The sequence below is a fragment of the Kaistella sp. SH40-3 genome, assembly GCF_030686865.1.
GTDB lineage: Bacteria > Bacteroidota > Bacteroidia > Flavobacteriales > Weeksellaceae > Kaistella.
Window position 1 is genome coordinate 1 of record NZ_JAQYUS010000007.1, and the last position, 17,288, is coordinate 17,288.

Consider the following 17,288-nt stretch of genomic DNA (forward strand, 5'->3'; position numbering starts at 1 on the left):
ATACAGATTATTAAATAAAATTAAATAATTAAACACTAGTGAAAACGTTTTCGCTAGTGTTTTTTCTTTTATAGGTTCTCATTTTGATTTTATTTTGCCTGTGCATTTGGTTGGGAGTGAGCATATGGTTAGAGTAATGTGGTCGCTTTTCATTATAAAGTTCTATTGCATTTCTTACGAGTGCTCTTGTGATGGGTAGAGTCTGATTAAATTTATCGATAAAATACTCTTGTTTCAAAATCCCATTGATTCTTTCTGCAACAGCATTTTCATAAGGGTCTGAGTTCTGTGTCATACTGCACTTTATTTTCTTTTTCAATAGCAAATTTTGATAATCATTTGCACAATATTGTAGGCCTCTATCAGAATGATGTATTAGAGGTACTTCTTTATTTACCCTTTGTTTCAAAGCATTTTGTAAAGCTTTTAAGGTGCTTTCAGTATTCATATTATCTGCAACATTAAATCCCACTATTTTTTTAGAATAAGCATCTGTAATTAAACTTAAATAAAAAGGATTGTCTCTTTTACCAATGTATGTAATGTCCGACACCCAGACTTGATCTGGCCGTTGAATCTCTAAGTCTAAAATCTGATTCTGGTGCTTTCTAAACCGATGATGAGAGTTTGTAGTAATGTGATAAGCGCGTTTTGGCATAATCAACAGATGGTTTGCTCTTAAAATATTAATCAATTTATCTCTGCCAATTTTCAGGTCTATTAAATTTTTCTTTAATAGAAAATATAATTTTCTCGTGCCCATCCTTGGATGCTCTTTCCTAATTTCTAATACCATACAAACTACAGCAGAAGCAATAGATTGCCTTACTTTTCTCTTTTTCAGTTTCCGATAGTAAACCTGTCGATCCACCCCGAACAAATTACAGGCAAACATTATTGTTTGTTTTTGTTCTTCTCTAAAATGATCGATTGTTCGGGTGAGGAGTTTTTTCGTATGTCGATTTGATATTCTTTCTCAGCAATATCAATCATCATATCGAAAATGATGGCTTTCTTATCTGCAACAAAAGCTTGTTGCTCCAATAAAGCCTTTTGCTTTTCTAGTAATTTAACCTGGACTTCCAGTTCCATTACTCTCTGCTCTGGTGATTTTGGCATATTGTGAGGTGTTTGATTGTCCCAATCAAAGTTACCAAATTTCTTTAGCCAATTAACAACAGTTTTTCTGCATTGGATATCATACTTCTTTGCAGCATCGCTAACAGAGAGTTGCCCTCTTTCGACTTCTTGTACAATTTGTAATTTAAAGGACATAGAATAATCCTTTTGAGTGCGCTTTACATAACGCGTAACTTCCTGTTCTTTCATAATGATACTTTTTGTGTATCGCTATTTCAGGACTAGACAAAGACAAAACTAAAAATCCTGCACAAAAATTGTGCAGGATTTTTTTATCTTTAATAAAATTTTTGAAAATGAAAAAAGAACTACTTGTTCCTAAAAATATTTTGTATCCCCTTATAGCGTTAGGTTTTTTATTTAATTTCTTCAGAGTTTCTTTTGATAGAACAAGTTTAGGAATTCCACTATCGGTTGGGGATTTCTTGGTCTATGCTGGTTTAGTCGCCAGTTTTATTTCCACGATTATATTAATTGTAGATGTTTTTAAAAATAATGTTAACGGCAAATATCTCTGGACTTTTGCATTTCTTATTTCTGGTGGTCTTATTGGTTTTTTTTATTTAAGATGCCGCGATTATTATTTAAAGTCGGCTAAGTAGTAGAAACAAGTTATTATTTAATGATTTAGAGAACACACAGCGGGTTAATTTCCGTTTTTTTTATTTTAAAACCTTACTTTTGCGTTCAGATTATTTATAATGAGAAAGAGAAAACAAAATATAATTTTAGAAAATATAAAGTTGGTTTCAGCGGGGTCAAAAGGGGTTGCCGTTGGTAAAACCGACGAAGGTAAAACCGTTTTGGTTTCTGGTGCAGTTCCTGGAGATATCGTAAACGCCCGCGTAAAAAAATCGAAATCGAATTACTACGAAGCAGAAATGATCGAGATTGTTGAAAGGTCACCCTTCCGTGTGGAGCCAAAATGTATTCATTTCGGTGTTTGCGGGGGTTGCAAATGGCAGAATCTTTCCTATGACAAACAACTTGAATTTAAACAGGACGAAGTTTACAATCATATTAAAAGAATTGCAGGAATCGAGGATTTCGAAACCATGCCAATTCTTGGAAGCGATGAACATTACTTCTATCGCAATAAAATGGAATTCTCCTTTTCTAATGCACGTTGGTTAACCCAATATGAAATTAGTTCTGAAGAGAATTTTGGAAATAGAGATGCTTTAGGATTTCATATTCCTGGAATGTGGAGCAAGATTTTGGATTTGAAAGAATGTTTCCTACAAGAAGATCCATCAAATGCGATGCGATTGGCAATTAAAAAACATGCCGTAGAAAATGGTTTAGAGTTTTTTGATGTTAAAGGGCAACATGGCTTTTTAAGAACCGTAATGTTCCGCCAGAATTCAAAAGGCGAATGGATGGTTTTGTTCCAGTTATTCCGTGAGGAGAAAGAGAATCAGCAGAAATTATTTGACTTTATGTTGAGTCAATTTCCACAGATTAAAACTTTGCTTTTCTGTCATAATTCCAAACAGAACGATTCCTTATATGATCAGGACGTTCAGATTTATTCTGGCGAAGGATTTTTGATGGAAGAAATGGAAGGTTTGAAATTCAAAATCGGACCAAAATCTTTTTTCCAGACGAATTATAAACAGGCTTTAAATTTATATGCAAAAACTTTAGAATTTGCAGATTTAAAAGGGGATGAGGTCGTTTACGATTTATATACCGGAACTGGAACGATTGCGCAATACGTTGCCAGAAAAGCAAAGCAGGTGATTGGGATTGAATCTGTTCAGGAATCAATTGACGCTGCCAAAGAACACGCAGAATTGAATGGTTTAACCAACTGTACTTTCTATTGTGGTGATATGAAGGAAATCTTTAATGATGAATTTATCGCACAACATCCAAAAGCAGATGTGCTGATTACCGATCCACCAAGAGATGGAATGCACCAAAAAGTAGTGGAGCAAATTCTGAAAATCGCTCCAGAAAAAATCGTGTATGTAAGTTGTAATTCTGCAACCCAAGCCAGAGATTTGGCATTGATGAAGGATCATTATAAATTGGTGAAAATTTTACCAGTTGATATGTTCCCGCAAACGCATCATGTAGAAAATATCGCATTACTCGTTAAAATATAAACACTATATTTATTTTCAATAAATAATTATGAAAGGATTAAAGAATTTCTTAGCATTAGTTTTAATTGTAGGATTTGTAAATTCTGCTTCAGCACAGGTAAAAGATACGCTGGTTACCAAATCAGATTCTGCTGGAACGGTAAAAGGGAAACCTGCAGTAAAAAAAACAGAGAAAATAAAACCGTACAAAGAAGTGATTACCCATAAAGCAATCACCGATTTAGGGATTCTTGCCGTTCATAAAGTTGAAGATAAATACTATTTAGAAATTCCACAGACTGTTCTAGGAAAAGAGTTTTTGTTGGTGAGTCGTTTAACCAAAGCCGCAGCTGGAATGCGCTCGGGAACGAGTGGTTATGCTGGCGATCAAATTGGGCAGAACGTGATCACATTTGAAAAAGGTCCAGAGGATAAAATCTTCATTAAATCGATTTCTTTCGCTGATTATGCAAAAGATTCTACTTCGCAAATGTATAATTCTGTGATGCGGAATAATATGCAATCCATTATTATGGCTTTCGATATTAAGGCATTTGGGAAAGATAAAAAATCGTTTGTAATTGAAGCTACCGATATGCTGAATGCAGATAATGAGTTGGTGTCTTTTGCAGCAACCGTGAAGAATGGTTATAAAGTTGGTGCTTTCCAGAAAGATAAATCTTACGTGAATTTTGTTAAATCTTTTCCTAATAATCTTGAAATAAATACCACCAAAACTTTCGCTAAAACATTAGGTAATTTCACTGTTCAACCTGGACAGGAAAAACCAGTTGTAAGTGGGAATTATACGGTAGAAATAAATTCTTCTTTGGTGTTATTACCAGAGAATAAAATGCAGGCGAGATACTTTGATCCTCGAGTAGGTTATTTCGCAGTAGGTTACACCGATTTCGATTTAGATCCGCAAGGGGTAAAAAGAGTTTCTTTAATTAAAAGATGGAGACTGGAGCCAAAACCAGACGATTTAGAAAAATACAAAAGAGGAGAATTGGTAGAACCTGCAAAACCGATTGTTTTTTATATCGATCCAGCAACTCCGAAAAAATGGGTTCCTTTTTTAATGGAAGGGGTTAATGATTGGAAAAAAGCCTTTGAAAAAGCAGGTTTTAAAAATGCTATTTATGCTAAAGTTCCGAATGCGAAAGATGATCCAGAATGGAGTTTAGAAGATGCGAGATTTTCTGCTATCGTCTATAAACCTTCTGATGTTCCGAATGCTTCTGGTCCGTCGATTTCTGATCCAAGAACTGGCGAGATTTTAGAAAGCCATATCAACTGGTATCACAATGTAATGCTTCTACTCAGAAACTGGTATTTTGTGCAAGCGTCACCAAACGATCCACGTGCCAGAAAAATGGATTTTGATGATGCTTTGATGGGTCAATTAATCCGTTTTGTTTCTTCTCATGAAGTTGGACATACTTTAGGATTAAGACACAACTTCGGTTCGAGTTCAACGGTTCCGGTAGAAAAGTTGAGAGATAAAAAGTGGTTAGAGAAAAATGGTCACACGCCATCGATTATGGATTATGCAAGATTTAATTATGTTGCACAACCAGAAGATAAAATCACCGAAGCTGGAATAATGCCAAGAATTGGTGACTACGATGACTGGGCAATTGAATGGGGTTACCGAAGATTTTACCAATTTAATACTCCGGATAAAGAAAAAGCACACCTAAATAAATGGGTGATTAATAAACTGAAAGATAACCGTCTTTGGTTTGGTACAGAAAGCAATCCATACGATCCACGTTCCCAAAGTGAGCAAGTTGGTGACGATGCCATGATTGCAAGTGCTTACGGTATTAAAAATTTAAAACGTATTGTGGATAATCTTCAGGACTGGACCAAAAAACCAAACGAAGATTTTACCGATCTTTCTACCATGTACGATCAGGTGACGGGACAATTTTCCAGATATCTGGGACATGTTTCTAAATATATTGGTGGTCAGTTAGAAACGCCGAAAACAGTTGAGCAAGGTGGACCTGTGTATGAAGTGGTTGCTAAAACTGATCAAAAACGTGCTTTAGAATTCCTGAACCAAAATCTTTTTACAACTCCAGACTGGCTGTTGAAGAAAGAGGTTTTTGAAAAGACAGGAAAAACATCAGTTAGTGTGGTTGAAAATCTTCAGAGCACTGTTTTAAATAGAATTTTGTCTGCCAATGTTCTTCAGATGATGAATCAAAATCAAATGATGGATTCAAATGCTTATCCGTTGGTTGACTATATGAACGATTTAAAAGAAACGATTTTCAATAATTCAAGTGAAGATATTTACAGACGAAATCTTCAACGCAATTATGTGGAATCTTTAATTACCTTATTAAATTCGAAACCTGCTGCACCAAATCGTTTTGCAAGAACTGTTGAGGTTTCTAAAAACTCAGATGTTAATGCAATCGTGCGTGGAACTTTAAATAATATTAAAGAAAATATCGCATCAAGAACATCGCCTGATCTTGTAAACAAATACCATTACGAAGATTTAGCCTACAGAATTCAAAAAGCCCTTGATCCAAAATAATGAAAACCAAGTTCATTTTCTTATTGTTTATTTCCCTATTTCTTTACTCGTGTGGTTCAGATGATGATATCTGTATAGGTGGTGAAGCAACGCCCAGAATGAAAGTTAAATTCAAAACCAAAGCGACTGGGAAAATGAAAACCATGGATTCCTTATTTATTGCTGTAGATTATGGAACGGGTCCAATTCCGGTTTATGGTATTGTGGGCAAAACAGATTCGGTGTTGATTCCTTTGCGGGTTGACGAAACACCTTTTACAAAAATGTATGTCGGAGTTTCCAGAGCGGCTGTTAATTCCCAGATTAAAATTAATTATAGCACTGTTTCAGAATATGTTTCGCCGGCGTGTGGCATAAAAAAGTTATATCAAAATGTAAACTCTGAACTCGAAGTTCCCAATTCGGTTTTAGGAGTAGAACAAAATCAAACCCAAATCATCGATGAAAACAAAACGCATCTTTTCCTTCTTTTTTAGTTTTATGTTGATGATGAGTTTTGCTCAAAAAAAGCAGGATTCTTTGAAAGTAAAATGGAAATATGAACCGAATTTTTTAGTCGGTTTCGATGTTTTGAATGCTGGAATTGGAGTTGTTTCTGACCGAAAATTATTTCAGGTATTTGTTTCGTCGAAGGTTAAAGATAACTGGTACGGGATTGCAGATGTTGGTTTCGAGAAAAATATTTATCAGAAAAACGGCTATGATGCTTCTGCAAGTGGACCTTTTCTAAAATTAGGAACCTTGTATATGTTAGCGCATGATTTAGAAAATCCCATGAATGGTTTTTTTATAGGGGGCAAAGTTGCGGGTTCTTTTTATAATCAGGAATATAAAGCGGTTCCTATTCGTGGTTTTGGTGGGAGCGATGTTTCGCAGGCATTCCCAAAATCTACGCAAAGTTCTTATTGGATGGAAATTAACATCGGTGGAAGAGTGCAGTTATTTGAATCTCCTTTTTATATTGAAACTACTGCGCAACCCAAATACTTAGTTTTTACTTCAAAACAAGACGAGATAAAACCGATGATTGTTCCAGGATTTGGCAAAAGTTCTGCGAAATTCAATATTGGCTTTTCTTGGAATATTGCTTATACATTCTAAAAATCTGAACAAATCTCCCCTTTCTTTTCGTTCACTATTTTCTGTATTTATTTTAATTAAAATTCCCCAAATTTACGATGAGGGTTTTGTTTTAATTCCTCATTTGTTTTATTGGGAATAATATAATTTGTTTTCAATATAAATATTAATTTAAGTTGATTTAATTAAATTTTTTGTGATTTTTATTTTGATGGCCAATTGATAAATAGTAAATTGGGCACCATTAAATAAAATATATCATGAAGAAAGTCTTTACCACTTTAGCCTGTGGCTTGATGACTACAGCACTCTTTAGTCAGTGGAGTCCTACAACATTGCAGGGTGAAAAAATGAGACCTGAAACCCAGGTTAAAAGTTATTATAATTTAAATCTCAAGTTACTGCAAGCGCAATTAAGTGGTGCAGTAGAGGCAGGAAAAGGTAAGAAACCTGTAATTGTAAATTTACCCACGTTAGATGGGAAAATTGAAAAATTTGCGGTCTATAGTGCGCCAGTTTTGGTGAAATCGCTTGCAGATCGATATCAATTAGGTTCTTATGCTGGAGTTAGTGTTGATGATAGCAGAAAGTCGGTGAGATTTAGTTTGTCACCAAACGATTTTCAATCAATGATTTTCAGCAATGGCAGTTATGAATTCATTGAACCGCAAAATGCTTCTAAAACAGTTTATGGTGTTTTTCCTAAAACTCAAAGGACAGGAAATGCATTTGAATGTTCTACAAAAGAAAACTTGTTGAGCAAAACGGAAATAGATCGGCTGAGACAAAATACGGACGATGCTGCACAAAGCAATATATTCAACAAAAACGATGATCAAAAATTCCGGACTTATCGTTTGGCAGTTTCTGTGACAGGTGAATATACTAATTTCTTTGGTGGTGTGGCAGAGGCTTTTGCTGGGATTAATGCCACCATGACCAGAGTTAATGGCGTTTTTGAGAAAGATTTTGCAATCAGAATGATTTTGCAGGATTTCCCGGAATTAATTTATACCAATGCAAGTACAGATCCTTATAGTAATGCTTCTTCTGGAGCAAAAGGTGCATGGAGTTTAGAACTTCAGAAAAACCTAACTGCTGTTATTGGAAATGATGCCTACGATATCGGTCATCTTTTCGGAAGATCAGGAGGCGGTGGAAGCGCTGGAGATATTGGTAATGTCTGTAGAAATCCTGCAAGTGCAAACGACGACACGTCGAAAGGTTCAGCATATACTTCACCGGCAAGTGGAAATGATCCAGTAGGTGATACTTTTGATATCGATTATGTGGCACACGAAATGGGTCACCAATTTGGTGCAGATCACACTTTCTCTCATGGGATTCAGGGAGCGCCGTATAATACCGCTCATATGGAACCTGGTTCTGGTTCTACGATTATGGGTTATGCAGGGATTACCTCTGCAAACGTGCAAATGCATTCTGATGCTTATTTTCATGTAAGAAGTATTGAGCAATCTCAAATTTATGTGAACACCCAAAACTGTGAAATTAGTACACCGCTTACCAATACTCCGCCTGTAATTGCACCAATGGAGAGCAAAACAATTCCAAAAGGGACTGCATTTGTTTTAACCGCTTCTGCTACGGATGCGGAAAATGATCCGCTTACTTATACTTGGGAAGAATATGACCGTGCAACATCTGCAGTAACATCTGTTACCGGAAATAATACAGCCGGTGCGAAATTTAGATCATTAATGGGAACATCAGATCCATCGCGATATTTCCCGAAATTATCTTTGGTAATGGATGGTGTTTTATCGAGTGCCGCTGATTGGGAATCAGTTTCTAATGTTGCAAGAACAACAAACTTTAGAGTTACAGTAAGAGATAATAATCCTGATGTGACCAATCAACAAACCGCAATCGGTATTCAAAACCTTACGGTAGGGAGTGCGGGTCCATTTAAAATTACCACTTCGAAAGTTTATAATAATGCATCAGGTCCATTAACTTGGGATGTTGCAAGTACTTCTGCAGCACCTTATAATGTAGCAAATGTAAAAATTGATTACACAATGGATAACGGAGCAACGTGGACGGTACTTTCGGCATCTACTCCAAATGATGGTTCTGAAGATTTTAGTTTCGCTTCATTCCCAACCAATACTACATTGAAAGTAAGAATCGCTGCAATCGGGAATGTATTCTATGCTGTAGCACCAGTTACAGTGTCTGCAATTGTTTCTTGTGATGGTACTGCTCCGGCGGGATTAACTGTTGCCGGTATTACAATCAATTCTGCAAATGTTTCTTGGGATCCAATTGCAGGTGCAACTTATAACTTAAGATACAAAGCATCTTCGGCTTCAACTTGGACTGAGGTTCCTTTGACTGCAACTACTTATACGATTACAGGTTTAAATGAAAGTGAAACGTATAACGTAGAGGTGGCTTCTGTTTGTTCAGGTACAGTTGGAACTTATGTCAACCAAACATTTATGACCTTGATGATGGCGTATTGCACTTTAACATCAACCAATTCTAACGATGAACATATTTCTAATGTAACAGTTGTTGCAGAAGGAGCAAGTGGGGTGAACAGCAACTCTGGAGCCTCTAATTACACCAACTATTCATCTGATCCTGCAAGAACTGTAAACTTAATGGCAAATACAACCAATAATACGATTTCAGTTACTAAGAAATGGAGTGGGACTCAGTATAATGAGGGAGTTACTGTATGGGTAGATTTCAATAGAAATGGAGTTTATGAAGCAAGTGAAATGGTGATGTCTTCAACTGCAAATAAAGTAAATCCTGAAATAGCAACTTTCGCAGTACCAGCAGATGCTTATATGGGTGAAAAAACCGTGGGAATGAGAGTGGCTTTAAAATTCAACGCTACGCAAACAACGCCTTGTGGTTCGTTTACCTATGGCGAGGTTGAAGATTACGGTGTTAAAATTGTTCCCAATACTTTAGCAGTAAATAATGTAAAAGCGAATCAAGTTCAGGTGTATCCTAACCCAGCGATTGAGGTGTTAAACATCAGCAAGGTTTCTGAAAAAGCAAACTTTATAATTTATAATATGACCGGTCAGGTTGTAAATAAAGGTAAAGTGATTGATAATAAAGTGCAGGTTTCTCAATTGCAGAAAGGAGCATATATTATCTCAGTAGATAATGCTGGTGAAGTAACTAAAGTGAAATTTATCAAAAAATAACCTTTCATTCTATATTTAAAATCCCTGGGAAATTCCCAGGGATTTTTGTTTTTGCTAAAGATTTCTTAAAAAATAAAATCTATTAACATTAATTTTGAGGATTTAACCAAACTTTAACCAAGTTTAAAAATACGAATGAGAATTATTTGTTAAAAAATCATTTATTTTGCCAACGGTATGAGGAAGTTATATTTAATGGTCACTTTTTTTATTTTGATTAAAGTGCAATCCCAATTTTTTTCCGGCGAAATTATCATCAGAGATAAGTCGGTGTATTATCTTAATCAAGTTTATGTGACCAATTTAACGGAACATAAAACGGTTTATACCGATTATTTCGGCACCTTCAAAATCCCGGCGAAACCCGGCGATGTAATTCGTTTTACCTCAATTGTTACCGATAGAAAAGATGTTACAGTTGCTGCAGAGCAACTTCAAACGGAAAAAAACTTTGTAGAATTGAAAATTGCCTATTACGATATTCAGGAGGTTGTAATTAATAAGTTTAAACCTACTGGAAATTTAAGAAAAGATGTGAGTTCACTTAAAACGGGAGAGAAAACTCTCGCTTTGCAAAAGATGATTGGCCTGCCCACTCCAAAAGGCGATGGGAATTCACCATTGTTGCCTGTTGCAGACTTCAGCGGTGGTGGACTTACTTTCAATTTAGAAAGTATTTTTGATATTCTTTCTGGAGAACGTAAAAAGCAGGAACGAGCGCTTGAATATGAAAAAATGAATGCTGCAATCACCAATATTAAAAACTATTATGGTGAAGCGTATTTTACTAATCTGAAAATTCCTGCAAATCTCATTGATAATTTTTTACAGTTCGTTTATTCCTCCGATAATATTTATCCTTTTGTGAAAGCAAATAATTATGATGCAATCGCAATTTATATTGATAAGTATTTACCAATTTATCAACGACGTTTGAAAAACTCCCAACTCATGAACATGTCAAAATAGCTTTGGTTGGTCACGGAATATTTGTTATTTATTTTTTATATTTGACGAATAATTCCTTTAAAGGATTATACAATGTTTTATGCTTTAATGAGATAGCATACAATAAATTGTCTTTCTGTAAAAGCCAAATTTTGAACTTCCTTTATGTTTCAACTAAAAAGTATCTTTTTCATTCTCTGCATATTATTATGTAGTAATCAAATCTGCGCTCAACAAAAGAATAAAGACTTCAGTAACATAATGAGGAGTACTAGTATTTATGAAATTGATGCTTATTTAAGAATTGCGCATCCTGATGATCCCAAAAGAGTAGTTTTAAAACCACGGTTGATTGAAATGCTGAAGGATTATATAAAAACTGCACATCCTGCAGATTCAAGAGTGGCAGATTTTCAGCAGAAAATTGCACTTTTAAGAAAAAAATCTTCTACCAGAATTAGTTATGAAGAAATGTCTGAAATCATTAGACAAAAACAAATTGCTAAATACAAGGAAGAACTAAATTCAAATAGTTTTGCTTCCGTGCAAGGCGGTGGCTCGGTACCACAGTCAACAGATGCTGGATCATTTTCAGGATATAGTTCTATAGCAACTTTAGATGCTGCTGAACAGGAAGAGTTTGCTTTGCTCATGTCTACTTCACCAGTTGAGCATAAGAATAAAACGGTCAAAATTCTAAATTCACTTTTCGATAATGATCCAAATAGCAAAGAAAGTATCGTTTTAATAGAGAATAAATCAGATTGCAATATGATTATAAGAATCGATGGGATTGGCAATTTTAAATACCGACTTGCAATTCCATCCCGCGCCGAAAATTCTATCGTGGTACAAAAAGGGGATTACCTATTTACAAGTAAAGTTTGTGGAGCACAATATGCGTCGCAGAAAACAATCCAGAAAGCAATCATGGTTTCTTTGGATAATCCTGGAAAATAATTTCAACATTAATATATTTTTTAATTTTAAATAGAAGCTGGATAGATATATTGGCTTTTTCATATAACATATGGGTAAAAATAAAATGGCAAGATTTGCCGAGAACCGAACGCTTCCCAACGTATTTCAACCAACAAGAGAAGAAGCATTAGCTGATTTTCATCTTAAAGGAAAATGGCGTCAGGAAGTTTTTAAAAATGACAATCCTATTGTCTTGGAATTAGGTTGTGGAAAAGGAGAATATTCCGTGGGATTAGGAAAAGCATTTCCGGAAAAGAATTTTATTGGTATCGATATTAAAGGTGCCAGATTTTGGTTCGGTGCGAAAGATGCAATAAACAATAATTTAAATAATATTGCGTTTCTAAGAACGCAGATTGAATTGATTGATCACTTCTTTGCAGAAGATGAGGTCGATGAAATCTGGATTACCTTCCCAGATCCACAAATTAAATACCGACGTACAAAACACAGAATGACCCATCCTGATTTTCTGGAACGCTACAAGAAAATTTTAAAGAAGGATGGAGTGATTCATTTAAAAACTGATTCAGAGTTTTTACATGGGTATACTTTAGGCCTTCTTCAAGGTTTAGGTCATGAGATTATGTTCGCAAACCACGACATTTATGGTGCCCCAGAATTTGATCCGGAAACGCCATTATTGAGAGAAATAAAAACATACTACGAAGGTTTGTTTGAGGCAAAGGGAAAAACGATCACTTATATTAAATTTAGAATCACTTAATCCTTCCTGAAAATTAATGAAGAAGACAATTTTTGCCCTTTCAGTTTTAACTTGTATTTCAATTTATTCCCAGAAAAAATACATTAATATCATCAACAGTACTAATATTGCTGAAATAGAAAACTTTCTAAAAGAAGCGCATCCTGATGACTCGCGGCGATTTGTATTAAAACGCCGACTCGTTGAACTTAAAAATTCCAGTTGGATGAATAGAGGGAAAAATAAAGCACAGGGAAGTACTTCAACAAATATTATTTCAGTTACCACTAGTAATAACAATAAAACGGAAATCAAAACTTCTCCTTTTTCAAGTCTTAATGAAGAACAGGAATTTCGGAAATTAATATCGGAAACATCTGCCGCACATAAGGAAAAAACACTCAAATTGTTAAATCAACTTTTTGATAATGATGATTCGAATAATAAGGCTATTCTTTTGATTAAAAATGAAGGAGACTGCAATATGATTATCAGGATTCATGGTAATGAGCATTATAATCTTGCCGTTCCTGCCCACGGGGAGAATTTTGTTACTGTGAGTAAAGGCGACTATCAATTATCCGGTAATATGTGCGAAGCGAACTATAGTTCTAGAAAGAGCATCGGTAAGAATATGCTGGTAACCTTACACAAAACCACAGATCTATTTTCTGCTAAGCAACAATTGGGTGCTAATGGAAGCGGTACTTCAAATTAAAAGAAGATCTAAACAGTTTTACCACAAAGCATAAAAAAAGGTTCAGAATTAAATTCTGAACCTTTTTTTTAATATTGAAGATAAAATCTTATTCTGCTGCTGGAGCTTCAGAAGTGAAATCTGCATCAGCATCTGCTGAAACTTTTTCTCCTTCTTCTTTAGATTTTTCTTTATCTGCTTTTCTTTGAGACAGACCATCTTTGATTGAATCTGAAACAATGTTCAAGATCATATCAATAGATTTAGATGCATCATCATTTCCAGGAATCACGTATTCCACTTTTCTTGGATCAGAGTTTGTATCTACGATTGCAAAAATTGGAATTCCCAATTTTTTAGCCTCAGTAACAGCGATGTGTTCCTTCATAATATCAACAATAAATAATGCTGATGGAAGACGAACCATGTCAGAAATTGAACCTAAGTTTTTCTCCAAGTTTGCTCTTTGACGATCAACTTGTAGTCTTTCTTTTTTAGATAAAGTTTCGAAAGTACCATCTTTCTTCATTTTATCAATGTGGTTCATTTTCTTAACCGCTTTACGAATGGTAACAAAGTTTGTTAACATTCCACCTGGCCATCTTTCAGTAATATAAGGCATATTAAGTTCTGCTGCATATTTCGCTACAACTTCTTTTGCTTGCTTTTTAGTCGCAACAAAAAGAACTTTTTTACCTGCAGAAGTAATTTTTTCTAAAGCTGAACAAGCTTCGTCTAATTTTACTGCTGTTTTATGTAAGTCGATGATGTGAATACCATTTTTCTCCATAAAAATGTATGGAGCCATATTTGGATTCCACTTTCTGGTCATGTGACCAAAGTGTACTCCTGCCTCTAAAAGGTCTTTAACATTTGCTTTTGCCATGTCTCTTTTTTGTTTTTAGTTTACGTGCCGCTTTTGTGCAATCAACAATTTCTTTAGATGGGAGAAATGTTTGGGTGCTAAACTAACGGGGCATTTTTGATTAGATAATAAATACGAGATAAAAAACCTCCAACTTGTTCTCCAGTCGTTTTCTGTATACAGATTAACGTTTCGAGAATTGGAATTTCTTTCTTGCTTTTTTCTGACCTGGTTTCTTTCTTTCTACCATTCTTGCGTCTCTAGTAAGCAATCCGTGTGGCTTTAGAAGCAAACGGTTTTCTTCATTGATTTCGCACATGGCTCTAGAAATAGCGAGTCTGATTGCTTCGGCCTGACCAGTAATACCACCACCAAAAACATTCACAGTTACGTCGTACTGACCTGCTGTTTCTGTTAATAAAAATGGCTGATTCACTTTGTAAACCAAAACGTCAGTTCCAAAGTATTCCTTAGAATCCTTTTTGTTTATCGTGATAACACCAGAACCTGGTCTCACGTAAACTCTTGCAACAGAAGTTTTTCTTCTTCCGATTTTATGAACTATTGACATATTAATTATTTGAATTCGTTAATATTAATTACTTTCGGCGTTTGAGCTTCATGTTTGTGGTCAGTTCCTTCATATAAATAAAGGTTCTTAAACAATTGAGATCCCAATTTAGTTTTTGGAAGCATACCTTTTACAGATTTTTCCAATACTTTTAAAGAATCTTTCTTTTGAAGTTCTAGCGCAGTCATTGACTTTTGACCACCTGGGTAACCAGTATGCCAAATGTAAGTCTTGTCAGCCCACTTGTTTCCAGAAAGGGTAATTTTTCCAGCATTTAAAACGATTACATTATCTCCGCAGTCTGCGTGAGGTGTAAAATTCGTTTTGTGCTTACCTCTCAAAATCTTTGCAACCTTAGAAGCTAATCTTCCTAAAGGTTGTCCTTCAGCGTCCACCACAACCCATTCTTTATTTGCGGTAGCTTTATTAGCTGAAACGGTTTTGTAACTTAATGTATTCACACTTTTTTCGTTTACGATTAAACATAATTTTCCCCAAAACGGGTGTGCAAAGGTATGAATTTTTTTTCTATATCTAAATATTATTTTAAAGTTTATTACTAGATTTTTTATAAACGTTGTTTTAGCACTCGTAGGCTTTATTTTTATTAATGAGGAATTAAAAAGTTTTCTATCTTTAAAAATTGTTATGAATCAAAAAAAATACTGTGAAAAAATTAACGCTACTGTTCCTGCTGTCATCATTGTTTTACACCGCACAAAACCAACGGTTTATTTATGATTACCATTTCGTAAGAGATACTTTAAATAAATCAGAAGTGAACAAAGAATTGATGTATTTAGATATTACAAAAGAAGGTTCGAAATTTTACAGCCGAGATGTTTTTGTAAAAGACTCTTTATTAGTTGCGAAATATGAGAAAGAAATTGCAGCAACAGGAAGCATGAATGTTACAGGTGTTGTTACTCCACGTAATAATGCACTGGTGACTTATAAGGTATTCAAAACCTATCCTGCTTTTAAAACTTCTTTAGAAACAAGGATTGGTGCTGATTCTTATAAAGTTTTAGAGGAGAGAAAAATAGAATGGAAAATTTTACCCGAAAAGGAAACCATTGGTGAATTTACGGCACAAAAAGCAATTGCAACTTTTGGTGGAAGAAATTGGACGGCCTGGTTTTCTACAGAACTTCCTTTTCAAGATGGACCGTATAAATTTCATGGACTTCCTGGATTAATTATAAAAATGGAGGATGAATCCAAGACCCATAAGTATGAACTGAAAGGCGTTACGAAGTTTGAAGTAGTAGAAACAAAAACTTCAAAGTTTAATGAGGAGGCAATTCCTATGTCGATTAGTCAGGAGAAATATAAAAAAATGTTCTGGGAGTTGAGAGATGATCCTGCAAAAGATTTTAAGCAGATGATGGCAAAAAGCAATATTAGCAATATGCGTGATGGTAATGGTAATGCTATCTCATCAGCTGAATTTATAAAACGAAGGGAAAATACGGAGAAAGAAAAACAAGCGAAAAATAATAATTTAATTGAAATTGATCTTTTGAAACGATAATTAGAAATTCCTATTTTCTCAATGATTTCGTTTTTCTAAAACTCGCCAGTACATAATAAGCCACAAAAACCATCGAGAATTTGATGATTGATGGAACTGCTAATTCCAGATTAAATAAAAGGAGGCCAATAATCATTAAAACTCCCATCGATAGAAAAGAATAACCTAATTTCTTCGGAAGAGCGAACTTTTCATCATCTAAAAAATAAGCCGTTCCCCACGCCAGACCAAAAGCAAAGCCATAATATAAATCCAATTCCCAACCTTGACTTCCAAGTAGAAAGTAATTCAATAAAAAACTGATAGCCGTTCCGGCGAATAAATAGAGTAGGGATTTTTGCATTTGAAATTAATTTCCGCAAAAATAGCCATTTTTAAAGTGTAGCCAATTTATTAAACAAAGTCTTTAATATAGATGGTTTAATTTATTTCATAAAGTTTTTCATCAACTTTAAAAATTCTGTGTTATTTATTGTCAGATTTATCCAGTAGATTTATATTTGTGAAAAACACAGATGAAGATTTATAGATTTGTTTTACTGCTTTTTTTGTTCATACTCTCTTCTTGCCAGCAAATAATGGATAATTATTGGGAAAGAAAGGCAGAAGAAAATTATGTTTCTCCTTATAAAGGGATATATGTTGGAACTTACACTGGTTCAGATCAAGGAACACTTCGACTGGAAATTTCCGCAAAAGATTTTGTTGAAGTCAAAAGAGTTTCTACGACGAATTCTTTCAATGAAGCATTTGAGGGCGGAATGACTGGGTCATCTTTCAATAAAGTAATATCTCGTACTTCAAGCTTTACCATTTTAGGCAACATAACAAGTAGTCCACAAAATACCTATTCCGGCATGTGGAAAATAGATGAAGGAAACTCCGGAACATGGACTTTAAAAAAACAATAACTTTTTAATTCAAACCCTTT

General features: G+C 34.8%; 18 protein-coding genes. 12 read left to right on the forward strand and 6 right to left on the reverse strand.

Going from position 1 to position 17,288, the window contains the following annotated elements; translation table 11 throughout:
* Positions 1–28 precede the first annotated feature (28 nt).
* Together PUH65_RS11390 and PUH65_RS11395 are read right to left on the reverse strand one after the other, a co-directional pair.
* Entirely contained in the window at positions 29–895 is an 867-nt protein-coding gene (locus PUH65_RS11390) for an IS3 family transposase (RefSeq protein WP_305520867.1), read from the reverse strand.
* The gene (locus PUH65_RS11395; RefSeq protein ID WP_305532427.1) at positions 895–1,329 is read right to left on the reverse strand and encodes a transposase; all 435 of its coding nucleotides are present in this window, start codon (positions 1,327–1,329) and stop codon (positions 895–897) included. The genes PUH65_RS11390 and PUH65_RS11395 overlap by 1 nt, the downstream gene beginning before the upstream one ends.
* Positions 1,330–1,436: 107 nt before the next feature.
* Here PUH65_RS11395 and PUH65_RS11400 point away from each other — a divergent pair, with 107 nt between their 5' ends.
* From PUH65_RS11400 to PUH65_RS11445, 10 genes are all read left to right on the forward strand, one after another.
* Positions 1,437–1,742, forward strand: a complete 306-nt coding sequence (locus PUH65_RS11400; protein WP_305520127.1) for a hypothetical protein — start codon at positions 1,437–1,439, stop codon at positions 1,740–1,742.
* Positions 1,743–1,841: 99 nt separating this feature from the next.
* Complete coding sequence (gene rlmD, locus PUH65_RS11405; protein WP_305520128.1) at positions 1,842–3,251, forward strand: 23S rRNA (uracil(1939)-C(5))-methyltransferase RlmD; 1,410 nt, start codon at positions 1,842–1,844, stop codon at positions 3,249–3,251.
* Positions 3,252–3,279: 28 nt separating this feature from the next.
* Positions 3,280–5,784 carry a zinc-dependent metalloprotease gene (locus tag PUH65_RS11410; RefSeq protein ID WP_305520129.1) on the forward strand — a complete coding sequence of 835 codons (2,505 nt, stop codon included), beginning with the start codon at positions 3,280–3,282 and terminating at the stop codon, positions 5,782–5,784.
* Entirely contained in the window at positions 5,784–6,260 is a 477-nt protein-coding gene (locus PUH65_RS11415; RefSeq protein WP_305520130.1) for a hypothetical protein, read from the forward strand. Before PUH65_RS11410 ends, PUH65_RS11415 begins: the two co-directional genes overlap by 1 nt.
* Positions 6,226–6,885 carry a DUF6048 family protein gene (locus tag PUH65_RS11420; protein WP_305520131.1) on the forward strand — a complete coding sequence of 220 codons (660 nt, stop codon included), beginning with the start codon at positions 6,226–6,228 and terminating at the stop codon, positions 6,883–6,885. Before PUH65_RS11415 ends, PUH65_RS11420 begins: the two co-directional genes overlap by 35 nt.
* Before the next feature lie 239 nt (positions 6,886–7,124).
* On the forward strand, positions 7,125–10,055 hold the full coding sequence (locus tag PUH65_RS11425) for a reprolysin-like metallopeptidase (RefSeq protein ID WP_305520132.1): 2,931 nt from the start codon (positions 7,125–7,127) through the stop codon (positions 10,053–10,055).
* A 222-nt stretch (positions 10,056–10,277) separates the two neighbouring features.
* Positions 10,278–11,024 carry a hypothetical protein gene (locus tag PUH65_RS11430; protein ID WP_305520133.1) on the forward strand — a complete coding sequence of 249 codons (747 nt, stop codon included), beginning with the start codon at positions 10,278–10,280 and terminating at the stop codon, positions 11,022–11,024.
* A gap of 240 nt (positions 11,025–11,264) precedes the next feature.
* Entirely contained in the window at positions 11,265–11,963 is a 699-nt protein-coding gene (locus PUH65_RS11435; protein WP_305520134.1) for a DUF6759 domain-containing protein, read from the forward strand.
* A gap of 70 nt (positions 11,964–12,033) precedes the next feature.
* On the forward strand, positions 12,034–12,711 hold the full coding sequence (trmB, locus tag PUH65_RS11440) for a tRNA (guanosine(46)-N7)-methyltransferase TrmB (protein ID WP_305520135.1): 678 nt from the start codon (positions 12,034–12,036) through the stop codon (positions 12,709–12,711).
* Positions 12,712–12,727: 16 nt separating this feature from the next.
* Positions 12,728–13,408 (forward strand): DUF6759 domain-containing protein, encoded by a 681-nt coding sequence (locus PUH65_RS11445; RefSeq protein WP_305520136.1) that lies wholly within the window; start codon positions 12,728–12,730, stop codon positions 13,406–13,408.
* 88 nt (positions 13,409–13,496) lie between these two features.
* On the opposite strand, the gene rpsB is transcribed toward PUH65_RS11445, so the two are convergent.
* From rpsB to rplM, 3 genes are all read right to left on the reverse strand, one after another.
* A complete protein-coding gene (rpsB, locus tag PUH65_RS11450) occupies positions 13,497–14,273 on the reverse strand; it encodes a 30S ribosomal protein S2 (RefSeq protein WP_305520137.1) in 777 nt (258 codons plus the stop codon).
* A 163-nt stretch (positions 14,274–14,436) separates the two neighbouring features.
* Positions 14,437–14,823 (reverse strand): 30S ribosomal protein S9, encoded by a 387-nt coding sequence (rpsI, locus tag PUH65_RS11455; RefSeq protein WP_305520138.1) that lies wholly within the window; start codon positions 14,821–14,823, stop codon positions 14,437–14,439.
* 5 nt (positions 14,824–14,828) lie between these two features.
* A complete protein-coding gene (rplM, locus tag PUH65_RS11460; RefSeq protein ID WP_290215815.1) occupies positions 14,829–15,284 on the reverse strand; it encodes a 50S ribosomal protein L13 in 456 nt (151 codons plus the stop codon).
* Positions 15,285–15,490: 206 nt separating this feature from the next.
* Between rplM and PUH65_RS11465 the strand changes: the two genes are divergently transcribed.
* Complete coding sequence (locus PUH65_RS11465) at positions 15,491–16,357, forward strand: GLPGLI family protein (protein WP_305520139.1); 867 nt, start codon at positions 15,491–15,493, stop codon at positions 16,355–16,357.
* Positions 16,358–16,367: 10 nt separating this feature from the next.
* On the opposite strand, the gene PUH65_RS11470 is transcribed toward PUH65_RS11465, so the two are convergent.
* Positions 16,368–16,700: a hypothetical protein gene (locus tag PUH65_RS11470; RefSeq protein ID WP_305520140.1), complete on the reverse strand. Its 333-nt coding sequence runs from the start codon at positions 16,698–16,700 to the stop codon at positions 16,368–16,370.
* A 235-nt stretch (positions 16,701–16,935) separates the two neighbouring features.
* Here PUH65_RS11470 and PUH65_RS11475 point away from each other — a divergent pair, with 235 nt between their 5' ends.
* A complete protein-coding gene (locus tag PUH65_RS11475) occupies positions 16,936–17,268 on the forward strand; it encodes a hypothetical protein (RefSeq protein WP_305520141.1) in 333 nt (110 codons plus the stop codon).
* The last annotated feature ends 20 nt before the right edge of the window (positions 17,269–17,288 follow it).

Coding starts and splice junctions, on each gene's coding strand:
- PUH65_RS11395 (WP_305532427.1), bottom strand. CDS start 1,329: ATGAAAGAACAGGAAGTTACGCGTTATGTAAAGCGCACTCAAAAGGAT.
- PUH65_RS11410 (WP_305520129.1), top strand. CDS start 3,280: ATGAAAGGATTAAAGAATTTCTTAGCATTAGTTTTAATTGTAGGATTT.
- PUH65_RS11425 (WP_305520132.1), top strand. CDS start 7,125: ATGAAGAAAGTCTTTACCACTTTAGCCTGTGGCTTGATGACTACAGCA.
- PUH65_RS11435 (WP_305520134.1), top strand. CDS start 11,265: ATGAGGAGTACTAGTATTTATGAAATTGATGCTTATTTAAGAATTGCG.
- rpsI (WP_305520138.1), bottom strand. CDS start 14,823: ATGTCAATAGTTCATAAAATCGGAAGAAGAAAAACTTCTGTTGCAAGA.
- rpsB (WP_305520137.1), bottom strand. CDS start 14,273: ATGGCAAAAGCAAATGTTAAAGACCTTTTAGAGGCAGGAGTACACTTT.
- trmB (WP_305520135.1), top strand. CDS start 12,034: ATGGGTAAAAATAAAATGGCAAGATTTGCCGAGAACCGAACGCTTCCC.
- PUH65_RS11470 (WP_305520140.1), bottom strand. CDS start 16,700: ATGCAAAAATCCCTACTCTATTTATTCGCCGGAACGGCTATCAGTTTT.
- PUH65_RS11390 (WP_305520867.1), bottom strand. CDS start 895: ATGTTTGCCTGTAATTTGTTCGGGGTGGATCGACAGGTTTACTATCGG.
- rlmD (WP_305520128.1), top strand. CDS start 1,842: ATGAGAAAGAGAAAACAAAATATAATTTTAGAAAATATAAAGTTGGTT.
- PUH65_RS11445 (WP_305520136.1), top strand. CDS start 12,728: ATGAAGAAGACAATTTTTGCCCTTTCAGTTTTAACTTGTATTTCAATT.
- PUH65_RS11415 (WP_305520130.1), top strand. CDS start 5,784: ATGAAAACCAAGTTCATTTTCTTATTGTTTATTTCCCTATTTCTTTAC.
- PUH65_RS11475 (WP_305520141.1), top strand. CDS start 16,936: ATGGATAATTATTGGGAAAGAAAGGCAGAAGAAAATTATGTTTCTCCT.
- PUH65_RS11420 (WP_305520131.1), top strand. CDS start 6,226: ATGAAAACAAAACGCATCTTTTCCTTCTTTTTTAGTTTTATGTTGATG.
- PUH65_RS11400 (WP_305520127.1), top strand. CDS start 1,437: ATGAAAAAAGAACTACTTGTTCCTAAAAATATTTTGTATCCCCTTATA.